Consider the following 18,022-nt stretch of genomic DNA (forward strand, 5'->3'; position numbering starts at 1 on the left):
CATGACCGCAATGACCCTACGTCAACCCGCTACCCGCAGCCCTCCGAAAGGGCTGCTGTGGCTGCTACTCTGCCTGATTGCGCTGCTCAGTCTGCTCCCCAGCCTGCGACTGCTTACCTCCGCACTCTTCGACTGGCAGCAGGGCAGCAACAGCAGCCTGTGGCGGGTGATGAGCAGTGAAACCACCTGGATAGCGCTCTGGAACAGCCTTTACACCAGCGGTCTGGGGACCCTGCTCTCACTGGTGCTGGGTAGCCTGTTCGCTTTCTGCCTGGCGCTGACCAACATTCGCGGTAAGCAGATTTGGGTGTTCCTGTTTATGCTGCCGATGATGATCCCCCCACAGGTGACGGCACTAAGCTGGCTACAGCTGTTTGGGCCGGGCAGTATTCTGCTCAACAGCATTGGTCTTGCTCCGGCGTTTGGTAGCCCCAACCCGCTCTATTCGCCGGAAGGCATTGCGCTCTTGCTGGGTATCCAACATGCGCCGCTGGTTTTTCTGGCGCTGCGCACGCAACTGCACTGCCTGCCAAAAGAGCAGATTGAAGCCGCGCGTCTCAATGGCGCTTCGCTGTGGCGGGTATTTTTCGACATCGTTTTACCCCTTTGCCGCACGGCGCTCTGGTCGGGCGCGGCGATTGCCTTTGTCTCGGCGCTGGGGAACTTCGGCATCCCGGCGATGCTCGGCATTCCCATCTCTTACTTTGTGTTGCCGATTCAGATTTACCAGACGCTCTCCAGCTTTGGCCCGTCGATGCTCAACGATGTGGCGGCGCTGTCGGTGCTGATGGGGGTGCTGGCCATCGGTATTGTTACCCTGCAAGGGCGTATGCAACGGCGCTATGCGCTGCCCCTTATCGGCATGGCGGGGCGTGCGCTGAGTTTTGAACTGGGCAAATGGCGACTGGCAACGGAACTGCTGTTAAGCGCGGTGCTGTTTGCCATTCTGCTGGCCCCGTTGCTGGCGTTGCTGGTTACGTCGCTGGTGCCGACACTCGGTGTGCCGCTGAACATGGAGACCCTGACGTTCTCGGCCTGGCGCGCCATCTTTGACGATCAGAGCGCCACATGGCGGGCCCTGATCAACAGCGTAACGCTTTCAGTGAGCGCTTCGCTGGTGCTGATGCTCCTCTGTCTGCCACTGGCGTGGCTACTGGTGCGTTACCCCAGCCGCCCGCTGCGCTGGCTGTACAGCGTCATTGATATCCCCTACACCCTTCCCGGCGTGGTACTGGCGATTGCATTTATCCTGCTGTTTGCCCGCCCGCTGCCGTGGGTGGGTATCAGTCTCAGCGGGACGCTGACCCTTATTTTTCTTGCCTATCTCGCCCGTTTCCTGACGGTGTGCCTGAAGCCGGTGCACAACAGCATGTTGCAACTTGATCCGGCAATGGAAGAGGCGGCAAGTCTGGCGGGCGCCGGGTTCTCCCAGCGGTTACGTCATATTGTTCTGCCGCTGCTGGCACCTGCGGCCTTTGCCGGTGCGCTGTTGGTCTTTCTGACGGCGGTCAATGAACTGACGGTGTCAGCGCTGTTATGGAGCGCGGGCAAGGAGACCATCGGCGTGGTGATTTTTAATCTGGATGAGAGTGGTAACAAAGTGCTGGCCTCGGCGATTTCCGTGCTGGTGGTCGCGCTGGTGGCAGGCGTCATGTTACTGCTCAGTCGTCTTGGCAGGTATTTACCCAAAGGAGTGATTCCGTGGCAGAGCTGAAACTGGAACGGTTGTGTAAGGCATTTGGCGATCAGCTCGTGGTACGGGACCTGGATCTGACCATCCCCGAGGGGGCGTTTACGGCGCTGTTGGGGCCAAGCGGCTGTGGCAAAACCACGACGCTGCGCATTCTTGCCGGATTAGAACATTTATCTTCAGGCCGCCTGCTGCTTGGCGATCGTCTGCTGGCGGATGCACGCGTCCATATGCCACCCGAAACGCGCGATATGGGTATGGTGTTTCAGACTTATGCCCTGTGGCCGCATATGACGGTGGCGGAAAACGTAGGCTATCCGCTTAAGCTGCGCAAAGTGCAGGGTGCGGCACGTCAGAAGCAGGTAATGGAAGCCCTGGAGGTGGTGGAACTGGGTGCCTATGCCGACCGTTCTCCGCAGGATCTGAGTGGAGGGCAGCGTCAGCGCGTGGCGCTGGCCCGCTGTCTGGTGTCGGAGCCGCAGGTGGTTCTGCTGGACGAGCCGCTGGCGAACCTCGACAGACATTTACGCGCCACTATGGAACAGACGTTCCGTGATTTTCATCGTCGCACCGGCGCCACGTTTGTTTATGTGACCCACGATCAGGCCGAAGCGATGGCGCTGGCGAGCCATATTGCCGTGATGCACAAAGGAGAGCTGATGCAGTGGGGTGCGCCGCAGACGCTCTATCAGCACCCGGATAATGCCTGGGTCGCGGGCTTTATCGGCAAAGGCAGTATTGTCTCACTGACGGCCCCTGCCGATGTACAGGATCTGGACAGCATCCAGTTGCACAATGGCATGGCGTCAGGCAGTGACGGACCGCGCCAGCAGGTACTCATTCGACCGGAGCACGTTCAGATCACCGGCAATGGCCTTGTCGCGATGGTTGAAAGCTGCATTTACCAGGGGGAACGCTATTTGCTGGCGCTGCGTCTGCAGGACGGACAAATGCTCAGCGCCTTCCACCACTCCCCTTTGCGTGAACAGCAGCATACGGGGGTGCGCCTGTTGCAGGGCTGGCGGCTGGAGGCGGCATGACGATAGTTATTGACGTTATCAGTGGCCTGAACGCTAAAGCCCCGGCAGCGATCCTCATCTCCACGCCCCGGCAGCGAATTTTACTGGATGCGGGTGGGGCGCTGGATCCTGACGATGATCCATGGCCGGTGCCGGACAACCTCGATGCCGTATTGCTCAGTCACGATCATGTGGATCATATTGCAGGCCTGGATCGTCTGCCATCGACAATCCCGGTGTACTGCACGGCACTCACCGCGCAGGCCTTGCCCTCAGGCCATGATATTCAGATTATCCCGGTGCGCGGTCAGTTTCAGCTTGGCGAGATAACCGTCACGACAGGTAGCAGTGGGCATGCCCTCGGAGGAGTGTGGTTCCACCTCAACGTGGCGGGCGGTATTTTTTACAGTGGCGATTTCAGTATGGAGTCGACCATTTTTCACTTTGATACCCCACCCCCTGCGCAGGTCGCGCTGCTGGATGCCTCTTACGGTCTGTACGACGTGGCGCAGCATGAGCAGTGGGCTAAATTACAGGGCTGCTTTACGCGTCCTACACTCTGTCCGGTCCCGCCTTCCGGGCGCGCGGTAGAGCTGGCACTCCTGCTGGCAAGAGAAGGAGATACCGATATGGCGCTGGATGCGCCCTGCCTTGCGCTACTCCGGCAGATGGTCGACTGCAACGATGGCAGCGTGCGAGAAGATGTTGTGGGGGCGTTGCAGCAGCTACTGCAGACGCTCGCGCCGTTTTCCCCTGAAGTAAAGATTCTGTTTGCCGCCGATCCCGATGGCCAGAGCGGAATGGCCGGTGAACTGCGCGCCCGTGGCGACTTTTATCACCGGACGCTGTTTACAGGACACCTTAACCGCGTGGCCCGGCAGCAGTGGCAAAAAGGTGATGTGGATTTCTGCCGCTGGAATGTGCACCCGACCCGGCAAAGTTTACAGGCGCTGGTCGCCATGCTGGATTGCCGTAAGCTGTTCCCGCTGTTTACACCGATTGAGGATATCGGGCGCTGGCAGCAGGCGCTGCAATGTGAAATAGCTGACTTTCATTATCTTAGTCTAACCCGCTAATATTTATACCTTTTCACCACTCCTTCCTGGATCGTATCGCAAAATCGATGACGATCTTTCTCACCACCCACCTGCTTTATGAGATCTCTCACAAAATTTATATTATTATATTGTTATAACAATATAATAAATAACCACAGGGACCTCTGTATGAACTACAACGAAACAGGAAGCGCCATCGTGAAGTACTGCGGCGGGCTAACCAATTTTATTCATGTGACCAACTGTATGACCCGGGTGCGGATGACCATTTCTGACCCCGATAAGGTCGATATGCAAGGACTAAAAAGTATTGCTGGCGTGCTTGGGGTAGTGGAAGACGACACATTGCAAGTGATTGTTGGGCCGGGTAAATCGACAAAAGTCGCCGCTGTAATTAATGCTATGTTGAAAGGGGAAGCATCCAGCGACTCACCACTGAGTGCCGTAGAGCTGAAAGCAAATCAGGCGCGGGCAAAAGCCAAAAAGCAGACCCGCACCAAAGTCATTCTCAAGCATATCGCCAATATATTCGTGCCGATTCTGCCTGCGCTTATTGCGGCAGGGATCTTAATGGGTCTGAACAATGTACTGGTGAATACTGCCGCCTCCTGGGCGCTGGAAAACCATATTGCCCCAGCGGGTAAGTTGACAGCAGCGCAGATGGTACTTGAGCAGCGTCATTTGCTCGGCATCAGCCAGTTCCTCGACATCATCTCAAAAGCACTGTTTGGCTTCCTGGCTATCTACACCGGCGTAACGACGGCACGCGAGTTCGAGGGCAATGCAGTAATGGGCGGGTTACTGGGGGCGATAACTATCGCGCCTCAGCTCACATCAATGGGGCTAACGCCCGGCCAGGGTGGGTTGATTGGTGTGATTTTTTGCGTCTGGCTGATGTGCCTGCTGGAAAGACAGGTGCGCCGCATTGTGCCGGATATTATCGATGTAGTAGCCACGCCGACTATTGTGCTATTAGTCATGGCGGGTGCGCTGCTGTTCGCCATTATGCCCATTGCCGGTGTGGTCTCGAATGGTATCTTGCATGGACTTAACGGCCTGCTGGCGACGGGCGGCATTGCCGCAGGGTTTGTGCTCTCCGCGCTTTTCCCGTTCCTGATTTCACTGGGTCTGCATCATGGATTGTTCCCGATTCACCTTGAGATGATCAACAGTACCGGCCACGCGCCACTCTTCGCTATTCAAATTATGTCCAATTCCGGGATGGTCGGTGCGGCGACGGCGGTGCTGCTGCTTACCCGTGACCCGGTTATGAAAAAGATTGCCAAAGGTGCTATCCCCACTTCCATTCTGGCAGTGGGCGAGCCAACCATATTTGGCGTTAACATACCGGCCGGTTTTGCCTTTATCACCGGCTCCATTGGCGCGGGTTTTGGTGGCATGATGATCGTGCTGCTGGGCGTGTCGACCAATGGTGTCGGGGCGGCCGGGTTATCAGCGCTGCCGCTTATTGCCGATGGTAAGTATCTGCAATATATCCTGTCCTGGCTGGTGGGATGTGCCGCTGCATTTATCCTGACCTACATTGTCGGCAAGGTGCGCGGCTACGATAAAGAGACGGCGTGACGGACTGAAAAGGAGGTAGTAATGAAAGCGATTATGTTGATGTTTGATTCGCTCAATAAGCGGCTGCTGTCGGCCTACGGCAGTGACGCCGCGATCACGCCGAACTTTCAGCGGTTGAAAGAGAAAACAGCGCGTTTTGATAACGTCTACGTCGGCAGTATGCCATGCATGCCCGCGCGGCGGGAGCTGCATACCGGGCGCTATAACTTTTTGCACCGCGGCTGGTCACCGCTTGAACCTTTTGATGACTCAATGCCGGAATTGCTTAAAAAGCATGGGGTGCATACGCATTTGGTGACGGATCATAAACACTACTGGCGGGATGGTGGCGCAACTTACCACTCACGTTTTAACACTTATGAGTTTGTGCGGGGTCAGGAGGGGGACGCGTGGAAAGGGGTGGTGGATAAACCCGCATATGGTTATGAGTCGGGTGAACCCGAAGAGATTAAACAGCGACGCATTACCAGCCGGGTGCAGCATCAGATCAATGTGCAGTTTATGCAAAATGAAGAGGATCATCACCTCGCACGCACGATCAACAAAGGGCTGGAGTTTATTGAAACCAACCACGCCAGCGACAACTGGTTTTTACAACTGGAATGTTTCGACCCTCACGAGCCGTTTTTTGTGCCGGAAAAATACCTGAAAATGTACGGCATTGATGATCCGTCACAATTTGACGGCTGGCCACCCTACTACTTTGTGACAGAAAGCGAAGAGCGGAAAAGTACCATTCAGAAATACTACAAAGCATTGCTGACAATGGTAGATACATATGTAGGGCGCGTGCTGGATTATATGGACAGGCACGATCTGTGGAAGGATACGATGCTTATCATTAACACCGATCACGGATTCCTGCTGGGTGAGCATGAGTGGTGGGGCAAAAATATTATGCCGTTATATAACGAAGTCGCTAATATTCCCTGCTTTATCTGGCATCCGGCGTTTCCGCATTGTGCCGGAGAAAGCCGTCAGGCGCTGGCGCAAACTATCGACATCCCCGCCACATTATTAGAGGTGTTCGGTGTGGCGAAACCGGCGGATATGCAGGGTGTTTCGCTCCTCCCGGCGCTGCGTGATGACACCCAGGTGCGCGATTATGCGTTGTTCGGCTACCACGGCTGCCACGTCAATATCACCGATGGCCGCTATGTTTACATGCGTTCACCGACGGAGCCGGGTATTGAGGGACTGTACGAATACACCCTGATGCCCACCCGCATTAACAGGCGTTTCACTCCGGCCGAACTGCGTGAGACAACGTTGCATCCGCCGTTCGACTTTACCAAGGGCTGCCCGGTCATGAAGATCCCAGCGGAATCGGTGATGACACGGAATGCAGATCGTTTCGGTCATCGTCTGTACGATCTTAAGGCTGACCCGGCCCAGCGACAGCAAAGTCAGAATGAACAGGCGGCACTGCGCCTGCGTGACAAAATGGTGGAGATGATGCAGCAGACCGATGCTCCTCAGGAGCTGTACGCCCGCTATCGGTTGAATGAACCAGACAGTCCGCTGTTGGGCTATGACCCGCATCTGCTGCCGGAACTGGCCGCCTTTATCCCCAGGGTACGCTACGGCCTTTACGCGCTATTACAGCATCTGGAAGGAAGTGGACAGCAGACGCTGGCGGATGAGCTTAAAAACGCCTGTCGTTCTGACTGGCAAGAGGAAAATTTGTGGGCCTTCGTGCAGAACCGTGTTCCGGGGGAGCAGCATCAAAGTGTGTACTATAAGATGGCATTAGAAATGCGTCTTGATTGAGCGGTATCCCCGGCGGCAGCCGGGGAGGTAAGGAGCTGTAATTAATGAAAGAAGAGTTGGATTATTCGCGCGGCGCGAAACCGCTTTATGCCCAGTTATATGACATCCTGCTCTCACGGTTAAAAGCCGGGACGTATAAAAAGCATGATGTTCTGCCCACCGAAGCGGAATTTGAAGAGTTATTCGGCGTCAGTCGCATTACCGCCCGTCGCGCACTGGCGGAGCTGGCGGCAAAGGGGCTGGTTAAGCGCCAGGCAGGGATAGGTACGATGGTAATCAGTACCTCGGAAAAACAGGATGTTAAAACCCGAATTCGGCTGGTGGACGGGCAGCAGCAGCAACCTATTTCCCGTAACAACCTTAAGCTGGAGAAGTTAATCCCCCCACAGGAGGTGGCTTTGGCATTTGGGGTGGATGGAAAAACAGCGATTTTGCGCCTTACCCGTACTATCTTTCGCCAAAATGAACAACCTGCCCAGGTGAACTATATCTGGCTGACCCCCCGCCTTGGAGAGCTTACGCTTGCTGCTTTTAAGGGGGGGCTTTACAGCCTTATGGAAAAGCGGAACGAAAATATTGAAAGCTATCAAGACATTATCACCTCAGAGTTGCCGACGGAGGACGATTGCGAAATCCTCAAAATCAGCGCGAGTGAGCCGCTACTGGTGAAAACCCGTCGGGGCTATAACGATCGAGGCGAGCTGGTAGAATTCGGTATCGCCCGGCATCTCGCCAGATGCTATCAGTATGTCGTTGAGAATAACCGATGAGCTGGCAAACTCAGGGAAAGTCACCTGACTACCGTTTTACACTGGCGAATGAACGCACCTTTCTGGCCTGGATCCGTACCGCGCTTGCTTTTATGGCAGCGGCGATAGGTATCGATCAGCTTGCCCCGAACTTTGTTTCCCCTGGGTTCCATGATCTGCTGGTCGCGCTATTGGGCGGTATAGCCGCATTGCTGGCCTGGTATGCGTGGCGGCGTTGGGCACTGAACGAACGTGCAATGCGCAACGATGCAGCATTAGACTATCCGCGAATGCTGCTATGGCTTAGCTATGGCCTGTCTATTGTCATCGTCGTCACGCTAACCCTCTTGCTGATGTTATGAGCCGACAAACTTCAAACCGGGATGCCGGTCTCCAACCAGAGCGAACCTCGCTTGCCTGGCAGCGCACGGTCTTTTCGGCTCTGGTTTTTACACTGGCAATGGTTAGGGTCGCCTTATGGCGTGACGACAGAATGTTTATCCTCCTGAGTGGTATTGCCGCAGCGCTGGCGATAGTCCTCACGATCCTCTCCTTGCGTCGCCAGCGAGGGCTATTGGTTGGGGGCAACCTGACGACGGCATCATCATTGATGGATAAACGGCTGATAAGCCTTGTTTTGTTTCTGGGTTCAGTGTCGCTGGCGCTGCACGCGCTAGTTAATTTGCTGCATAAAGGATGGGTTTGATATGGCAGTAGCAGGGTGCCAGGTAATGGCGAAGCCGACCGGGTCGGTGTGTAATATTGATTGCACCTACTGTTTTTATCTCGAAAAAGAGGCGCTTTATCCTGAGCGTAATAAAAACTGGCGTATGTCGGATGAAACCCTCGAAAAATACATCCAACAGCAAATCGCTGCGCAAAAGGGCAGCCATGTGATTTTTGCCTGGCAGGGCGGAGAACCTACCCTGATGGGGCTGGATTTTTTTCGCCGCGTGGTGGCGCTTTGTGCCCACTATGCCAACGGCAAGAAAATCGAACATGCTCTGCAAACCAACGGCATTCTGCTCAATGATGAATGGGCGCAGTTCTTTGCTGAACATCATTTTCTGATTGGCCTGTCGATTGACGGTCCGGCGCATCTGCATAACCAGTACCGGGTGAATCGCGCGGGTAAAGGTACCCACGAACAGGTAATGGCGGCGATGGCGCTGCTCAAAGCCCACCATGTTCAATTCAATACGCTCACGGTAGTGGGTAAGCACAACGTCGGGCATGCGCGGGAGGTCTATGACTTTCTGCTGGCGGCGGGCTCCCGGCATATGCAGTTTATCCCTCTGGTGGAGCGAATGAGCACGGCGCAAACGTCGGTATTGAATCTGGTGATGCCGGGTGAAAGTGCCGCGACCCTGACGCCCTGGTCCGTTCCCTCGTGGCAGTTTGGTGAGTTTCTCAATCAAATTTTTGACGTCTGGATCCGCCGTGACGTAGGGCGAGTGTCGGTGCAAATGTTTGACGTCGCCTTTGCCGCGTGGAACGGTCAGCCACCCGTGCTCTGTGTGCACGCTGAAACCTGTGGTCACGCCTTTGCGCTGGAATCTAATGGCGATCTCTATAATTGCGACCACTTCGTCTATCCGGAACACTTGCTAGGTAATATTCATCAGCAAAGTATTGAAGTGATGAATAACAGCGAACAAGCGCGAGCGTTTGGCGCTGAGAAACGAGAGGGGCTAACCGCCGACTGTCGCCGCTGCGATTTTCAGTTTGTTTGCCACGGTGGCTGTCCGAAGCACCGCTTTGCCGTCTCAGCGGGTGGGCATCCGGGGCACAACTATCTTTGTGCAGGCTATAAGCACTTCTTTAAACACATCACGCGGGTGATGAACGTCTGGCGGGAAATGCTGGCGGATGGCCATCCGTCTGCCACCATCATGCAGTGGGTGGCGCAGGATGATCGCGTCGCCATGCCGCCTCTTCAGCCGGGAACCGTCAGCCGCAACGAGCTTTGTCCCTGCGGCAGCGGTAAAAAATACAAGAAGTGCTGCGGGTTACGCCGCTGAGTTGTCGCGGGAGACGCCGCCTGATTTCGCAAACCAGTCCAGCATACGCTGCCAGCCATCTCTGGCAGACGCTTCATGATAGCTGGGGCGATAGTCAGCATTAAAGGCATGTCCGGCATCCGGGTAAACGATAATCTCCGCTCGGGCATTAGCGGCGCGCAGTGCCTGACGCATGGTTTCAATGGTCTCCTGCGGAATGGAGTCATCCTGAGCGCCATAAAGCCCCAGCACCGGTGCGCTAAGGTCGACGGCGATATCCACCGGATGTTTTGGCGAGTTCAGGGATTTCTGACCCACCAGTTTACCGTACCAGGCAACCGCCGCTTTAAGCTGCGGATTATGCGCCGCGTAAAGCCAGGCAATCCGCCCGCCCCAGCAAAACCCGGTCGCCAGCAGACGATGAGCATCGCCGCCGTTGCGTGCCGCCCAGTTCGCGACGTGATCGAGGTCGGCCAGTACCTGGGCATCTGGTACTTTCGTCACCAGACCTTCAAAAAGTGTGGGGATATCGGCAAAATCGTTCGGGTCGCCCTGACGGAAATAGAGCTCCGGGGCAATGGCCAGATAACCTTCCTGAGCAAGACGTCGACAAAGGTCGCGAATATGTTCATGCACGCCAAATATTTCCTGAATCACCAGCACCACCGGCAGGGGGCCTGAGGCATTTTCAGGCCTTGCATGGTATGCAGGCATGCTGTCGCCCTGGCTTGGAATGGTGGTTTCGCCAGCGAGGATAGCGTCTTGCGAGGTGTGCAATGTTGTGGACGCATGAGGTGAAGCCGCGGGGGCGTAGCCCGGCAGGGTGTTGGTTGTCATGGCTTTCTCCATACCTTTTATTAAGCTAATAGCGCTTAAGTAACTATAGTCCGCTCATGTGCAAACCTTCCTGTGAGAAAAAGGCTATCTTTGGAACAGAGTGGTATGGATGAGTATATTAATGTGATGCAAGTCACTATTTTATGGAAATGTTATGCAAACAATTTTCTTCATGGCGATCTCAGTCACGAAATTGTGCGCTTCTCTTCTGTAAAGTACCTTTTTGCTTCTCCTGACTAAACCTGACCACAGAGGAGTCTTTATGTCCAAGTCTGATGTTTTTCATCTCGGCCTCACTAAAAATGATTTACAAGGGGCTACCCTGGCTATCGTCCCTGGCGATCCGGAGCGTGTGGAAAAGATCGCCGCGCTGATGGATAAGCCGGTTAAGCTGGCATCTCACCGTGAATTCACCTCCTGGCGTGCTGAACTTGATGGTAAAGCCGTTATCGTCTGCTCAACCGGTATCGGCGGCCCGTCTACCTCTATCGCTGTTGAAGAGTTGGCTCAGCTCGGTATCCGCACCTTCCTGCGTGTGGGCACTACTGGTGCCATTCAGCCGCATATCAACGTGGGTGACGTTCTGGTGACCACTGCATCGGTGCGTCTTGACGGTGCCAGCCTGCACTTCGCGCCGATGGAATATCCGGCAGTAGCTGATTTCGATTGCACCACCGCGCTGGTCGCTGCGGCGAAGGAGATTGGCGCCACTACGCATATTGGTGTTACCGCGTCATCTGATACCTTCTATCCGGGCCAGGAACGTTATGACACCTTCTCTGGCCGCGTGGTTAACCGCTACAAAGGCTCCATGGAAGAGTGGCAGTCAATGGGCGTGATGAACTACGAAATGGAATCCGCCACGCTGCTGACCATGTGTTCAAGTCAGGGGTTGCGTGCAGGTATGGTCGCTGGCGTTATCGTTAACCGTACCCAGCAGGAAATTCCGAACGCGGAGACCATGAAGCAGACCGAAAGTCATGCGGTAAAAATTGTCGTCGAAGCGGCACGCCGTCTCGTCTGATTCTGTTTCTGAGTGTAAAAGGCCGGCTTGACCGGCCTTTTTGTTTTATGCGGTCGGGATAAATCTGGAACTTACGTACCCGCCGTGAAGATATTACCTTCGCCGTTCATAATAAAGACAACGCATTAATTCTTTATTGCTCTCATTTCCTCCGTATACCGGCACATCACGCTAAGGTTGAAACGTAGGGCAATCTCGCCCAATCTGTTACACTTCACGAACATTTTCTTTAATAGCAGGCACTAAGATGGCGGAAGATTCAAACGAGACGACGCATTTTGGTTTTCAGACCGTCGCCAAAGATCAGAAGGCTGATATGGTGGCGCACGTGTTCCACTCGGTCGCCTCAAAATATGATGTGATGAATGATTTGATGTCCATGGGCATTCATCGCTTATGGAAGCGCTTCACCATCGATTGCAGCGGCGTACGTCGCGGGCAAAAGGTACTCGATCTGGCGGGAGGCACCGGTGATTTAACGGCGAAATTCTCCCGTCTGGTGGGTGAAACCGGTCAGGTCGTGCTGGCGGACATCAACGACTCTATGCTCAAGATGGGGCGTGAAAAGCTGCGCAACATTGGCATCATCGGCAACGTGGAGTATGTACAGGCAAATGCGGAAGCGCTGCCTTTCCCGGATAACACCTTTGATTGCATCACCATCTCGTTCGGCCTGCGTAACGTCACCGAAAAAGAGAAAGCGCTGAAGTCGATGTACCGCGTACTGAAGCCGGGTGGTCGGTTATTAGTGCTGGAGTTCTCCAAACCTGTCATCGAACCGCTGAGTAAAGTGTACGACGCCTACTCGTTCCATGTGCTGCCGCGTATTGGTCAACTGGTTGCCAGCGATGCTGACAGCTATCGCTATCTGGCTGAGTCTATTCGTATGCATCCGGATCAGGAAACCCTTAAAGCAATGATGCAGGGTGCCGGGTTTGAAAACGTGGATTATTACAACCTGACGGCAGGTGTGGTTGCGTTGCATCGTGGCTATAAGTTCTGACAGGAGTTTATATGCCCTTTAAATCCCTGGTGAATGCCGGTATTGAACGGGTGTTCAATACCGTAATTTATCGTGAAAAGGCCCTGAAACCGGCCCGGCAGCGGTTACACGGTAAAGTGTTGCGCGTTGAGCTTAAAGAGTTCTCCTCCCCGCTGGTGCTGGCTTTTAGCGAGCGGCAGGTTGACGTGTTAGGTGCATGGGAAGGTGAGGCAGATTGCACGGTGATAACCCACCTGCGGGTCTTGCCGACACTGCGTGACCGGCAGCAACTGACCGCGCTGATACGCTCCCAGGACCTTGAGGTACGGGGTGACATTCAGGTGGTTCAGAACCTGGTCGCGCTGATGGATTTAGCAGAGTTTGACGTGGCCGAGTTGCTGGCACCTTACATGGGTGATGTGGCGGCAGAAGGCATCGGAAAAACGCTGCGCGCAGGCTCGAACATGATTCAGCATGGTTTTAAACGCCAACAGCATTATGTGGCGGAAGTGCTGACCGAGGAGTGGCGTCTGGCGCCAGGGGCGCTCGAAGTGGCCTGGTTTGTCGAAGAAACCGCCGCCGCAGAACGTGCGGCAGACAACCTAATCAAACGAATGGATAAACTGGAGGGCAAATGACGCCAGGAGAAATTCGGCGCCTCTATTTCATCATCCAGACTTTTTTGAGTTACGGCCTTGATGAACTCATCCCCAGAATGCGTATCACCATTCCGCTGCGCCTGTGGCGGAGAACGTTATTCTGGATGCCCAACCGACACAAAGACAAGCAACTGGGCGAACGCCTGCGTCTCGCCTTGCAGGAACTGGGGCCGGTCTGGATTAAGTTTGGCCAGATGCTCTCCACACGACGTGACCTCTTTCCGCCGCTGATTGCCGATCAGCTGGCGATGTTACAGGACAAAGTCGCGCCTTTTGACGGGCATCTTGCGAAAAAACAGATTGAAAAAGCCATGGGCGATCAGCCGGTTGAAGTCTGGTTTGATGATTTCCAGATAGAGCCCTTAGCGTCGGCTTCTATCGCCCAGGTTCACACTGCGCGACTGAAAGAGAACGGTAAAGAGGTCGTTATCAAGGTCATCCGTCCGGACATTCTGCCCATCATCAGAGCCGACTTAAAGCTTATCTATCGGCTGGCGGGTTGGGTGCCGCGTCTGCTGCCTGACGGACGTCGCCTGCGCCCGCAGGAAGTGGTTCGCGAGTACGAAAAGACACTGATCGACGAGCTGGATTTACTGCGTGAATCGGCGAACGCCATTCAGTTGCGGCGCAACTTTGAAGACAGCCAGATGCTCTACGTTCCTGAAGTCTATTCCGACTATTGCAGCCAGAATATGATGGTGATGGAGCGTATTTATGGCATCCCGGTTTCAGACGTGGCGACGCTTGAGAAAAACGGCACCAACATGAAACTGCTGGCCGAGCGCGGGGTGCAGGTCTTTTTCACTCAGGTGTTCCGGGACAGTTTCTTCCATGCGGATATGCACCCTGGCAATATCTTCGTCAGCTTCGAACATCCTGAAGATCCGCAATACATCGGTATTGATTGCGGTATCGTCGGGTCGCTGAACAAAGAAGATAAGCGCTATCTGGCGGAGAACTTCATCGCCTTCTTCAACCGCGATTATCGCAAAGTGGCTGAGTTACATGTCGATTCAGGCTGGGTGCCGCCGGACACCAATGTCGAAGAGTTTGAATTTGCGATTCGTACCGTCTGTGAGCCAATTTTTGAAAAACCGCTGGCGGAAATCTCCTTCGGCCATGTGTTGTTGAATCTTTTTAATACCGCACGTCGCTTTAATATGGAAGTGCAGCCGCAACTGGTGCTGTTACAGAAAACCCTGCTGTATGTTGAAGGGGTAGGGCGTCAGCTTTATCCGCAGCTCGATTTGTGGAAAACCGCGAAACCCTTCCTCGAAACCTGGATCAAGGATCAGGTAGGGCTTCCGGCTCTGGTCAGGGCGGTGAAAGAAAAAGGACCGTTCTGGATAGAAAAAATGCCAGAACTTCCTGAACTGATTTACAACAGTTTGCGCCACGGCAAGCAACTACAGATAAGTGTTGATAGAATCGCGTCTGAATTGCAGACAAATCGTGTGCGTCAGGGGCAATCCCGCTATTTATTTGGTGTTGGCGCGACGTTGCTGCTCAGTGGCACATTATTACTGATTACCCGGCCGGAATGGGGGTTTGAGCCCTGCTGGTTAATGGCCGCCGGGGTGATAGCCTGGTTAATTGGCTGGCGTAAAACGCGCTGAGTGACGTATCGATCCCGGAGGCCCGTTTGAGGCCTCGCTTTATCATCATCGCTTACTGAGGAACGTTATGGGTGGTATCAGTGTTTGGAATTTAGTCATCATAGCCGTTATTGTTGTGCTGCTGTTTGGAACAAAAAAGCTAGGCTCTATCGGGTCCGATCTGGGGGCCTCGATTAAAGGCTTTAAGAAAGCCATGAGCGATGATGACAAGCAGGATAAAGAAAAATCTGCGCAGGATGCGGATTTTACGGCGAACTCCCTTGCTGATAAGCAAGATGAAGTAAAAAAAGACGAAAAGCGTCACGACAAAGAGCAGGTGTAATCCGTGTTTGATATTGGTTTCGGCGAGCTTTTATTAGTCTTCGTGATCGGCCTTGTAGTGCTGGGCCCGCAACGTTTACCTGTTGCGGTGCGCACGGTAGCAGGCTGGGTCCGGGCCCTGCGTTCTCTTGCGACTACGGTACAAAACGAGCTGGCGCAGGAGCTTAAAATGCAGGAATTTCAGGACAGCCTGAAGAAGGTCGAAAAGGCCAGCCTTGAGAACCTGACGCCGGAACTCAAAGCCTCAATGGATGAGTTGCGCCAGGCCGCAGAGTCAATGAAACGTTCTTATATTGCCAACGATCCGGAAAAAGCGAGTGATGAGGCCCATACCATCCATAATCCGGTCGTGAAGGGCAATGAAGAGCAACATGAAGGCGTAACGCCTTCCACGGCGGAAAACCAGGCCAGTGCGCCGCAACAAGCGCCTGACGCCTCTGACGTGAAAAAGACAGAAACTCCGACAGCGGAAGCCAGACCGGTTTCCGAAACACCCCCTCCTTTAAGTGATAAGTCCTGAACATGGCTGTTGATGATACCCAACCGCTCATCGCACATCTGATTGAGCTGCGTAAGCGCCTGCTAAATTGCATCATTGCGGTGTTTGTGATTTTCCTGGCGCTGGTTTACTTCGCGAACGACATCTACCATCTGGTTTCCGCACCGCTGATTAAGCAGTTGCCGCAAGGCGCGACAATGATCGCGACCGATGTGGCATCACCCTTTTTCACACCGATCAAACTGACCTTTATGGTGTCGCTTATCCTTTCCGCGCCGGTCATTTTGTATCAGGTATGGGCATTTATTGCGCCTGCCCTTTATCGCCATGAGCGCAGACTGGTGGTGCCACTGCTGGTTTCGAGTTCGCTGTTATTCTATATCGGTATGGCCTTCGCCTATTTCGTGGTTTTCCCGCTGGCGTTTGGTTTTTTAGCCAACACCGCGCCGGAAGGGGTACTGGTATCGACGGATATCGCCAGTTATCTCAGCTTCGTCATGGCACTGTTCATGGCCTTTGGCGTCTCCTTCGAGGTGCCAGTGGCCATCGTGTTGTTGTGCTGGATGGGCGTTACCACCCCAGAATCGTTACGCCAGAAACGACCTTATGTGCTGGTGGGAGCCTTTGTGGTGGGTATGCTGCTTACGCCGCCGGATGTATTCTCGCAGACGTTGCTGGCTATCCCGATGTACTGTCTGTTTGAAGTCGGTGTCTTCTTTGCCCGCTTCTATACCGGTAAAGGGCGTCGCGGCGATGAAGACGAAGAGCAGACCACCGAAGAGTAATTCCAGCCGCCCGTCAGGGCGGTTGTTGTATGGAGCAGGGCATGTTTGATATCGGCGTTAATCTCACCAGTTCCCAGTTTTCCCACGATCGTGATGAAGTGGTGACCCGTGCGCAGACCGCAGGGCTGAGCGGTATGCTACTGACAGGGACGAATCTTCATGAAAGCGAGCAGGCACAACAGTTTGCGCGTCACTACCCGCACTGCTGGTCTACCGCTGGCGTGCATCCCCATGACAGCAGCACCTGGACGTCAGAGACGGCAGACCGAATTCGTGCCCTCGCCACGTTGCCTGAAGTGGTGGCCATTGGTGAATGCGGGCTCGATTTTAACCGTAATTTCTCAACCCCCGCGGAGCAGGAGAGGGCGTTTGTCGCACAACTGGCACTGGCCGCCGAGCTTGCTATGCCGGTGTTCCTGCACTGTCGCGATGCGCATGCCCGCTTTCTTACCCTGCTGGACCCCTGGCTTGAGAAACTGCCCGGCGCTGTGCTGCACTGTTTTACCGGCACGCTGAGTGAGGCGCAGGATTGTCTGGCACGCGGGATGTACCTGGGAATAACCGGCTGGATTTGCGATGAGCGTCGTGGCCTGGATCTGCGTGATGTCCTGCGGCACATTCCCGCTGAGCGCCTGTTTATTGAAACTGACGCGCCGTATTTGCTGCCGAGAGACTTAACGCCGAAGCCCAAATCACGACGTAACGAACCTGCGCACCTGGGGCATATTCTTCACTGCGTTGCGGGATTGCGTGGCGAAAACGTGGCGTCGCTTGACAGGATTCTGGACAAAAATGTGCAGACGCTGTTTGGTATTAGGCTTTCTTAAAGTCGGTGTTTTTAATGCTCTGCATGACCTGTTTATTCAGCAGGTTGAGCAGCAGCATGGAGCGCGCTTCGCCATCCGGCTCTTTAAAAATAGCCTGTAAACCTTCGAGCGCGCCTTCGGTAATGATCACCTGATCGCCCGGATAAGGTGTTTCAGGATCGGTTACATTCTCAGGTTTATAAATCGACAACTGATGAATGACCGTTGAAGGGACGAGGGCGGGGTGAGCGCCAAAGCGAACAAAATGGCTGACGCCGCGCGTGGCATTAATTGTGGTGGTGTGGATGATTTCCGGATCGAACTCCACGAAAAGGTAATTAGGAAATAGCGGTTCGCTCACCGTTGTACGTTTACCGCGAACGATTTTTTCCAGTGCGATCATTGGCGTCAGGCAGTTAACCGCCTGGCGTTGGAGGTGTTCCTGGGCGCGCTGGAGCTGGCCTCGTTTGCAGTAAAGTAGATACCAGGATTGCATAATGTTCTTTTCCGGAAGTTCGGAGCGCAAGGATACCAAATACGTGCCAGGAAGGCTAAGTTGATTATACGCCTCGCGCTCGCTGACCGTTGAATTTCACCTCAATTTAACAAAATTACAGCAACGT

General features: G+C 54.4%; 19 protein-coding genes. 17 read left to right on the top strand and 2 right to left on the bottom strand.

The window, feature by feature from the left end:
* Position 1: 1 nt before the first annotated feature.
* The 9 genes from M1D91_RS01055 to M1D91_RS01095 all read left to right on the top strand — a co-directional run bounded on the left by M1D91_RS01055 (position 2) and on the right by M1D91_RS01095 (position 9,891).
* Positions 2 to 1,714, top strand: coding sequence for an ABC transporter permease (locus M1D91_RS01055; protein ID WP_437432969.1), 1,713 nt, complete (start codon positions 2 to 4; stop codon positions 1,712 to 1,714).
* Positions 1,702 to 2,730: an ABC transporter ATP-binding protein gene (locus tag M1D91_RS01060; RefSeq protein ID WP_437432968.1), complete on the top strand. Its 1,029-nt coding sequence runs from the start codon at positions 1,702 to 1,704 to the stop codon at positions 2,728 to 2,730. Before M1D91_RS01055 ends, M1D91_RS01060 begins: the two co-directional genes overlap by 13 nt.
* Entirely contained in the window at positions 2,727 to 3,785 is a 1,059-nt protein-coding gene (locus M1D91_RS01065; RefSeq protein WP_437432967.1) for an MBL fold metallo-hydrolase, read from the top strand. Before M1D91_RS01060 ends, M1D91_RS01065 begins: the two co-directional genes overlap by 4 nt.
* Before the next feature lie 150 nt (positions 3,786 to 3,935).
* Positions 3,936 to 5,351, top strand: a complete 1,416-nt coding sequence (locus M1D91_RS01070) for a PTS transporter subunit EIIC (protein ID WP_437432966.1) — start codon at positions 3,936 to 3,938, stop codon at positions 5,349 to 5,351.
* 21 nt (positions 5,352 to 5,372) lie between these two features.
* Entirely contained in the window at positions 5,373 to 7,121 is a 1,749-nt protein-coding gene (locus M1D91_RS01075; protein WP_437432965.1) for a sulfatase, read from the top strand.
* A 44-nt stretch (positions 7,122 to 7,165) separates the two neighbouring features.
* Positions 7,166 to 7,891, top strand: coding sequence for a GntR family transcriptional regulator (locus M1D91_RS01080; protein WP_437432964.1), 726 nt, complete (start codon positions 7,166 to 7,168; stop codon positions 7,889 to 7,891).
* Entirely contained in the window at positions 7,888 to 8,232 is a 345-nt protein-coding gene (locus M1D91_RS01085) for a YidH family protein (protein WP_437432963.1), read from the top strand. Before M1D91_RS01080 ends, M1D91_RS01085 begins: the two co-directional genes overlap by 4 nt.
* The gene (locus M1D91_RS01090; protein WP_437432962.1) at positions 8,229 to 8,576 is read left to right on the top strand and encodes a DUF202 domain-containing protein; all 348 of its coding nucleotides are present in this window, start codon (positions 8,229 to 8,231) and stop codon (positions 8,574 to 8,576) included. The genes M1D91_RS01085 and M1D91_RS01090 overlap by 4 nt, the downstream gene beginning before the upstream one ends.
* A gap of 1 nt (position 8,577) precedes the next feature.
* Positions 8,578 to 9,891 (top strand): anaerobic sulfatase maturase, encoded by a 1,314-nt coding sequence (locus M1D91_RS01095; RefSeq protein ID WP_437432961.1) that lies wholly within the window; start codon positions 8,578 to 8,580, stop codon positions 9,889 to 9,891.
* Here M1D91_RS01095 and M1D91_RS01100 read toward each other — a convergent pair.
* Positions 9,880 to 10,707: a dienelactone hydrolase family protein gene (locus M1D91_RS01100; RefSeq protein WP_437432960.1), complete on the bottom strand. Its 828-nt coding sequence runs from the start codon at positions 10,705 to 10,707 to the stop codon at positions 9,880 to 9,882. The two genes, M1D91_RS01095 and M1D91_RS01100, sit on opposite strands and share 12 nt — an antisense overlap.
* A 262-nt stretch (positions 10,708 to 10,969) precedes the next feature.
* Here M1D91_RS01100 and udp point away from each other — a divergent pair, with 262 nt between their 5' ends.
* The 8 genes from udp (at position 10,970) to tatD (ending at position 17,420) form a co-directional block, all read left to right on the top strand.
* Positions 10,970 to 11,731: a uridine phosphorylase gene (gene udp / locus M1D91_RS01105; protein WP_437432959.1), complete on the top strand. Its 762-nt coding sequence runs from the start codon at positions 10,970 to 10,972 to the stop codon at positions 11,729 to 11,731.
* 247 nt (positions 11,732 to 11,978) lie between these two features.
* The gene (ubiE, locus tag M1D91_RS01110) at positions 11,979 to 12,734 is read left to right on the top strand and encodes a bifunctional demethylmenaquinone methyltransferase/2-methoxy-6-polyprenyl-1,4-benzoquinol methylase UbiE (RefSeq protein WP_437432958.1); all 756 of its coding nucleotides are present in this window, start codon (positions 11,979 to 11,981) and stop codon (positions 12,732 to 12,734) included.
* Positions 12,735 to 12,745: 11 nt separating this feature from the next.
* The gene (ubiJ, locus tag M1D91_RS01115) at positions 12,746 to 13,351 is read left to right on the top strand and encodes a ubiquinone biosynthesis protein UbiJ (protein WP_437432957.1); all 606 of its coding nucleotides are present in this window, start codon (positions 12,746 to 12,748) and stop codon (positions 13,349 to 13,351) included.
* Positions 13,348 to 14,988, top strand: a complete 1,641-nt coding sequence (gene ubiB, locus M1D91_RS01120) for a ubiquinone biosynthesis regulatory protein kinase UbiB (RefSeq protein WP_437432956.1) — start codon at positions 13,348 to 13,350, stop codon at positions 14,986 to 14,988. The genes ubiJ and ubiB overlap by 4 nt, the downstream gene beginning before the upstream one ends.
* Positions 14,989 to 15,055: 67 nt before the next feature.
* Positions 15,056 to 15,310: a Sec-independent protein translocase subunit TatA gene (gene tatA / locus M1D91_RS01125; RefSeq protein ID WP_437432955.1), complete on the top strand. Its 255-nt coding sequence runs from the start codon at positions 15,056 to 15,058 to the stop codon at positions 15,308 to 15,310.
* A 3-nt stretch (positions 15,311 to 15,313) separates the two neighbouring features.
* The gene (gene tatB / locus M1D91_RS01130) at positions 15,314 to 15,829 is read left to right on the top strand and encodes a Sec-independent protein translocase protein TatB (RefSeq protein ID WP_437432954.1); all 516 of its coding nucleotides are present in this window, start codon (positions 15,314 to 15,316) and stop codon (positions 15,827 to 15,829) included.
* Positions 15,830 to 15,831: 2 nt separating this feature from the next.
* Positions 15,832 to 16,593, top strand: a complete 762-nt coding sequence (tatC, locus tag M1D91_RS01135; RefSeq protein WP_437432953.1) for a Sec-independent protein translocase subunit TatC — start codon at positions 15,832 to 15,834, stop codon at positions 16,591 to 16,593.
* A 41-nt stretch (positions 16,594 to 16,634) separates the two neighbouring features.
* Positions 16,635 to 17,420 carry a 3'-5' ssDNA/RNA exonuclease TatD gene (tatD, locus tag M1D91_RS01140; RefSeq protein ID WP_437432952.1) on the top strand — a complete coding sequence of 262 codons (786 nt, stop codon included), beginning with the start codon at positions 16,635 to 16,637 and terminating at the stop codon, positions 17,418 to 17,420.
* Here the strand turns inward: tatD and rfaH are convergent.
* The gene (gene rfaH, locus M1D91_RS01145; protein WP_437432951.1) at positions 17,407 to 17,895 is read right to left on the bottom strand and encodes a transcription/translation regulatory transformer protein RfaH; all 489 of its coding nucleotides are present in this window, start codon (positions 17,893 to 17,895) and stop codon (positions 17,407 to 17,409) included. The two genes, tatD and rfaH, sit on opposite strands and share 14 nt — an antisense overlap.
* Between the last annotated feature and the right edge of the window lie 127 nt (positions 17,896 to 18,022).

It is taken from the genome of Enterobacter sp. SA197 (genome assembly GCF_054131575.1).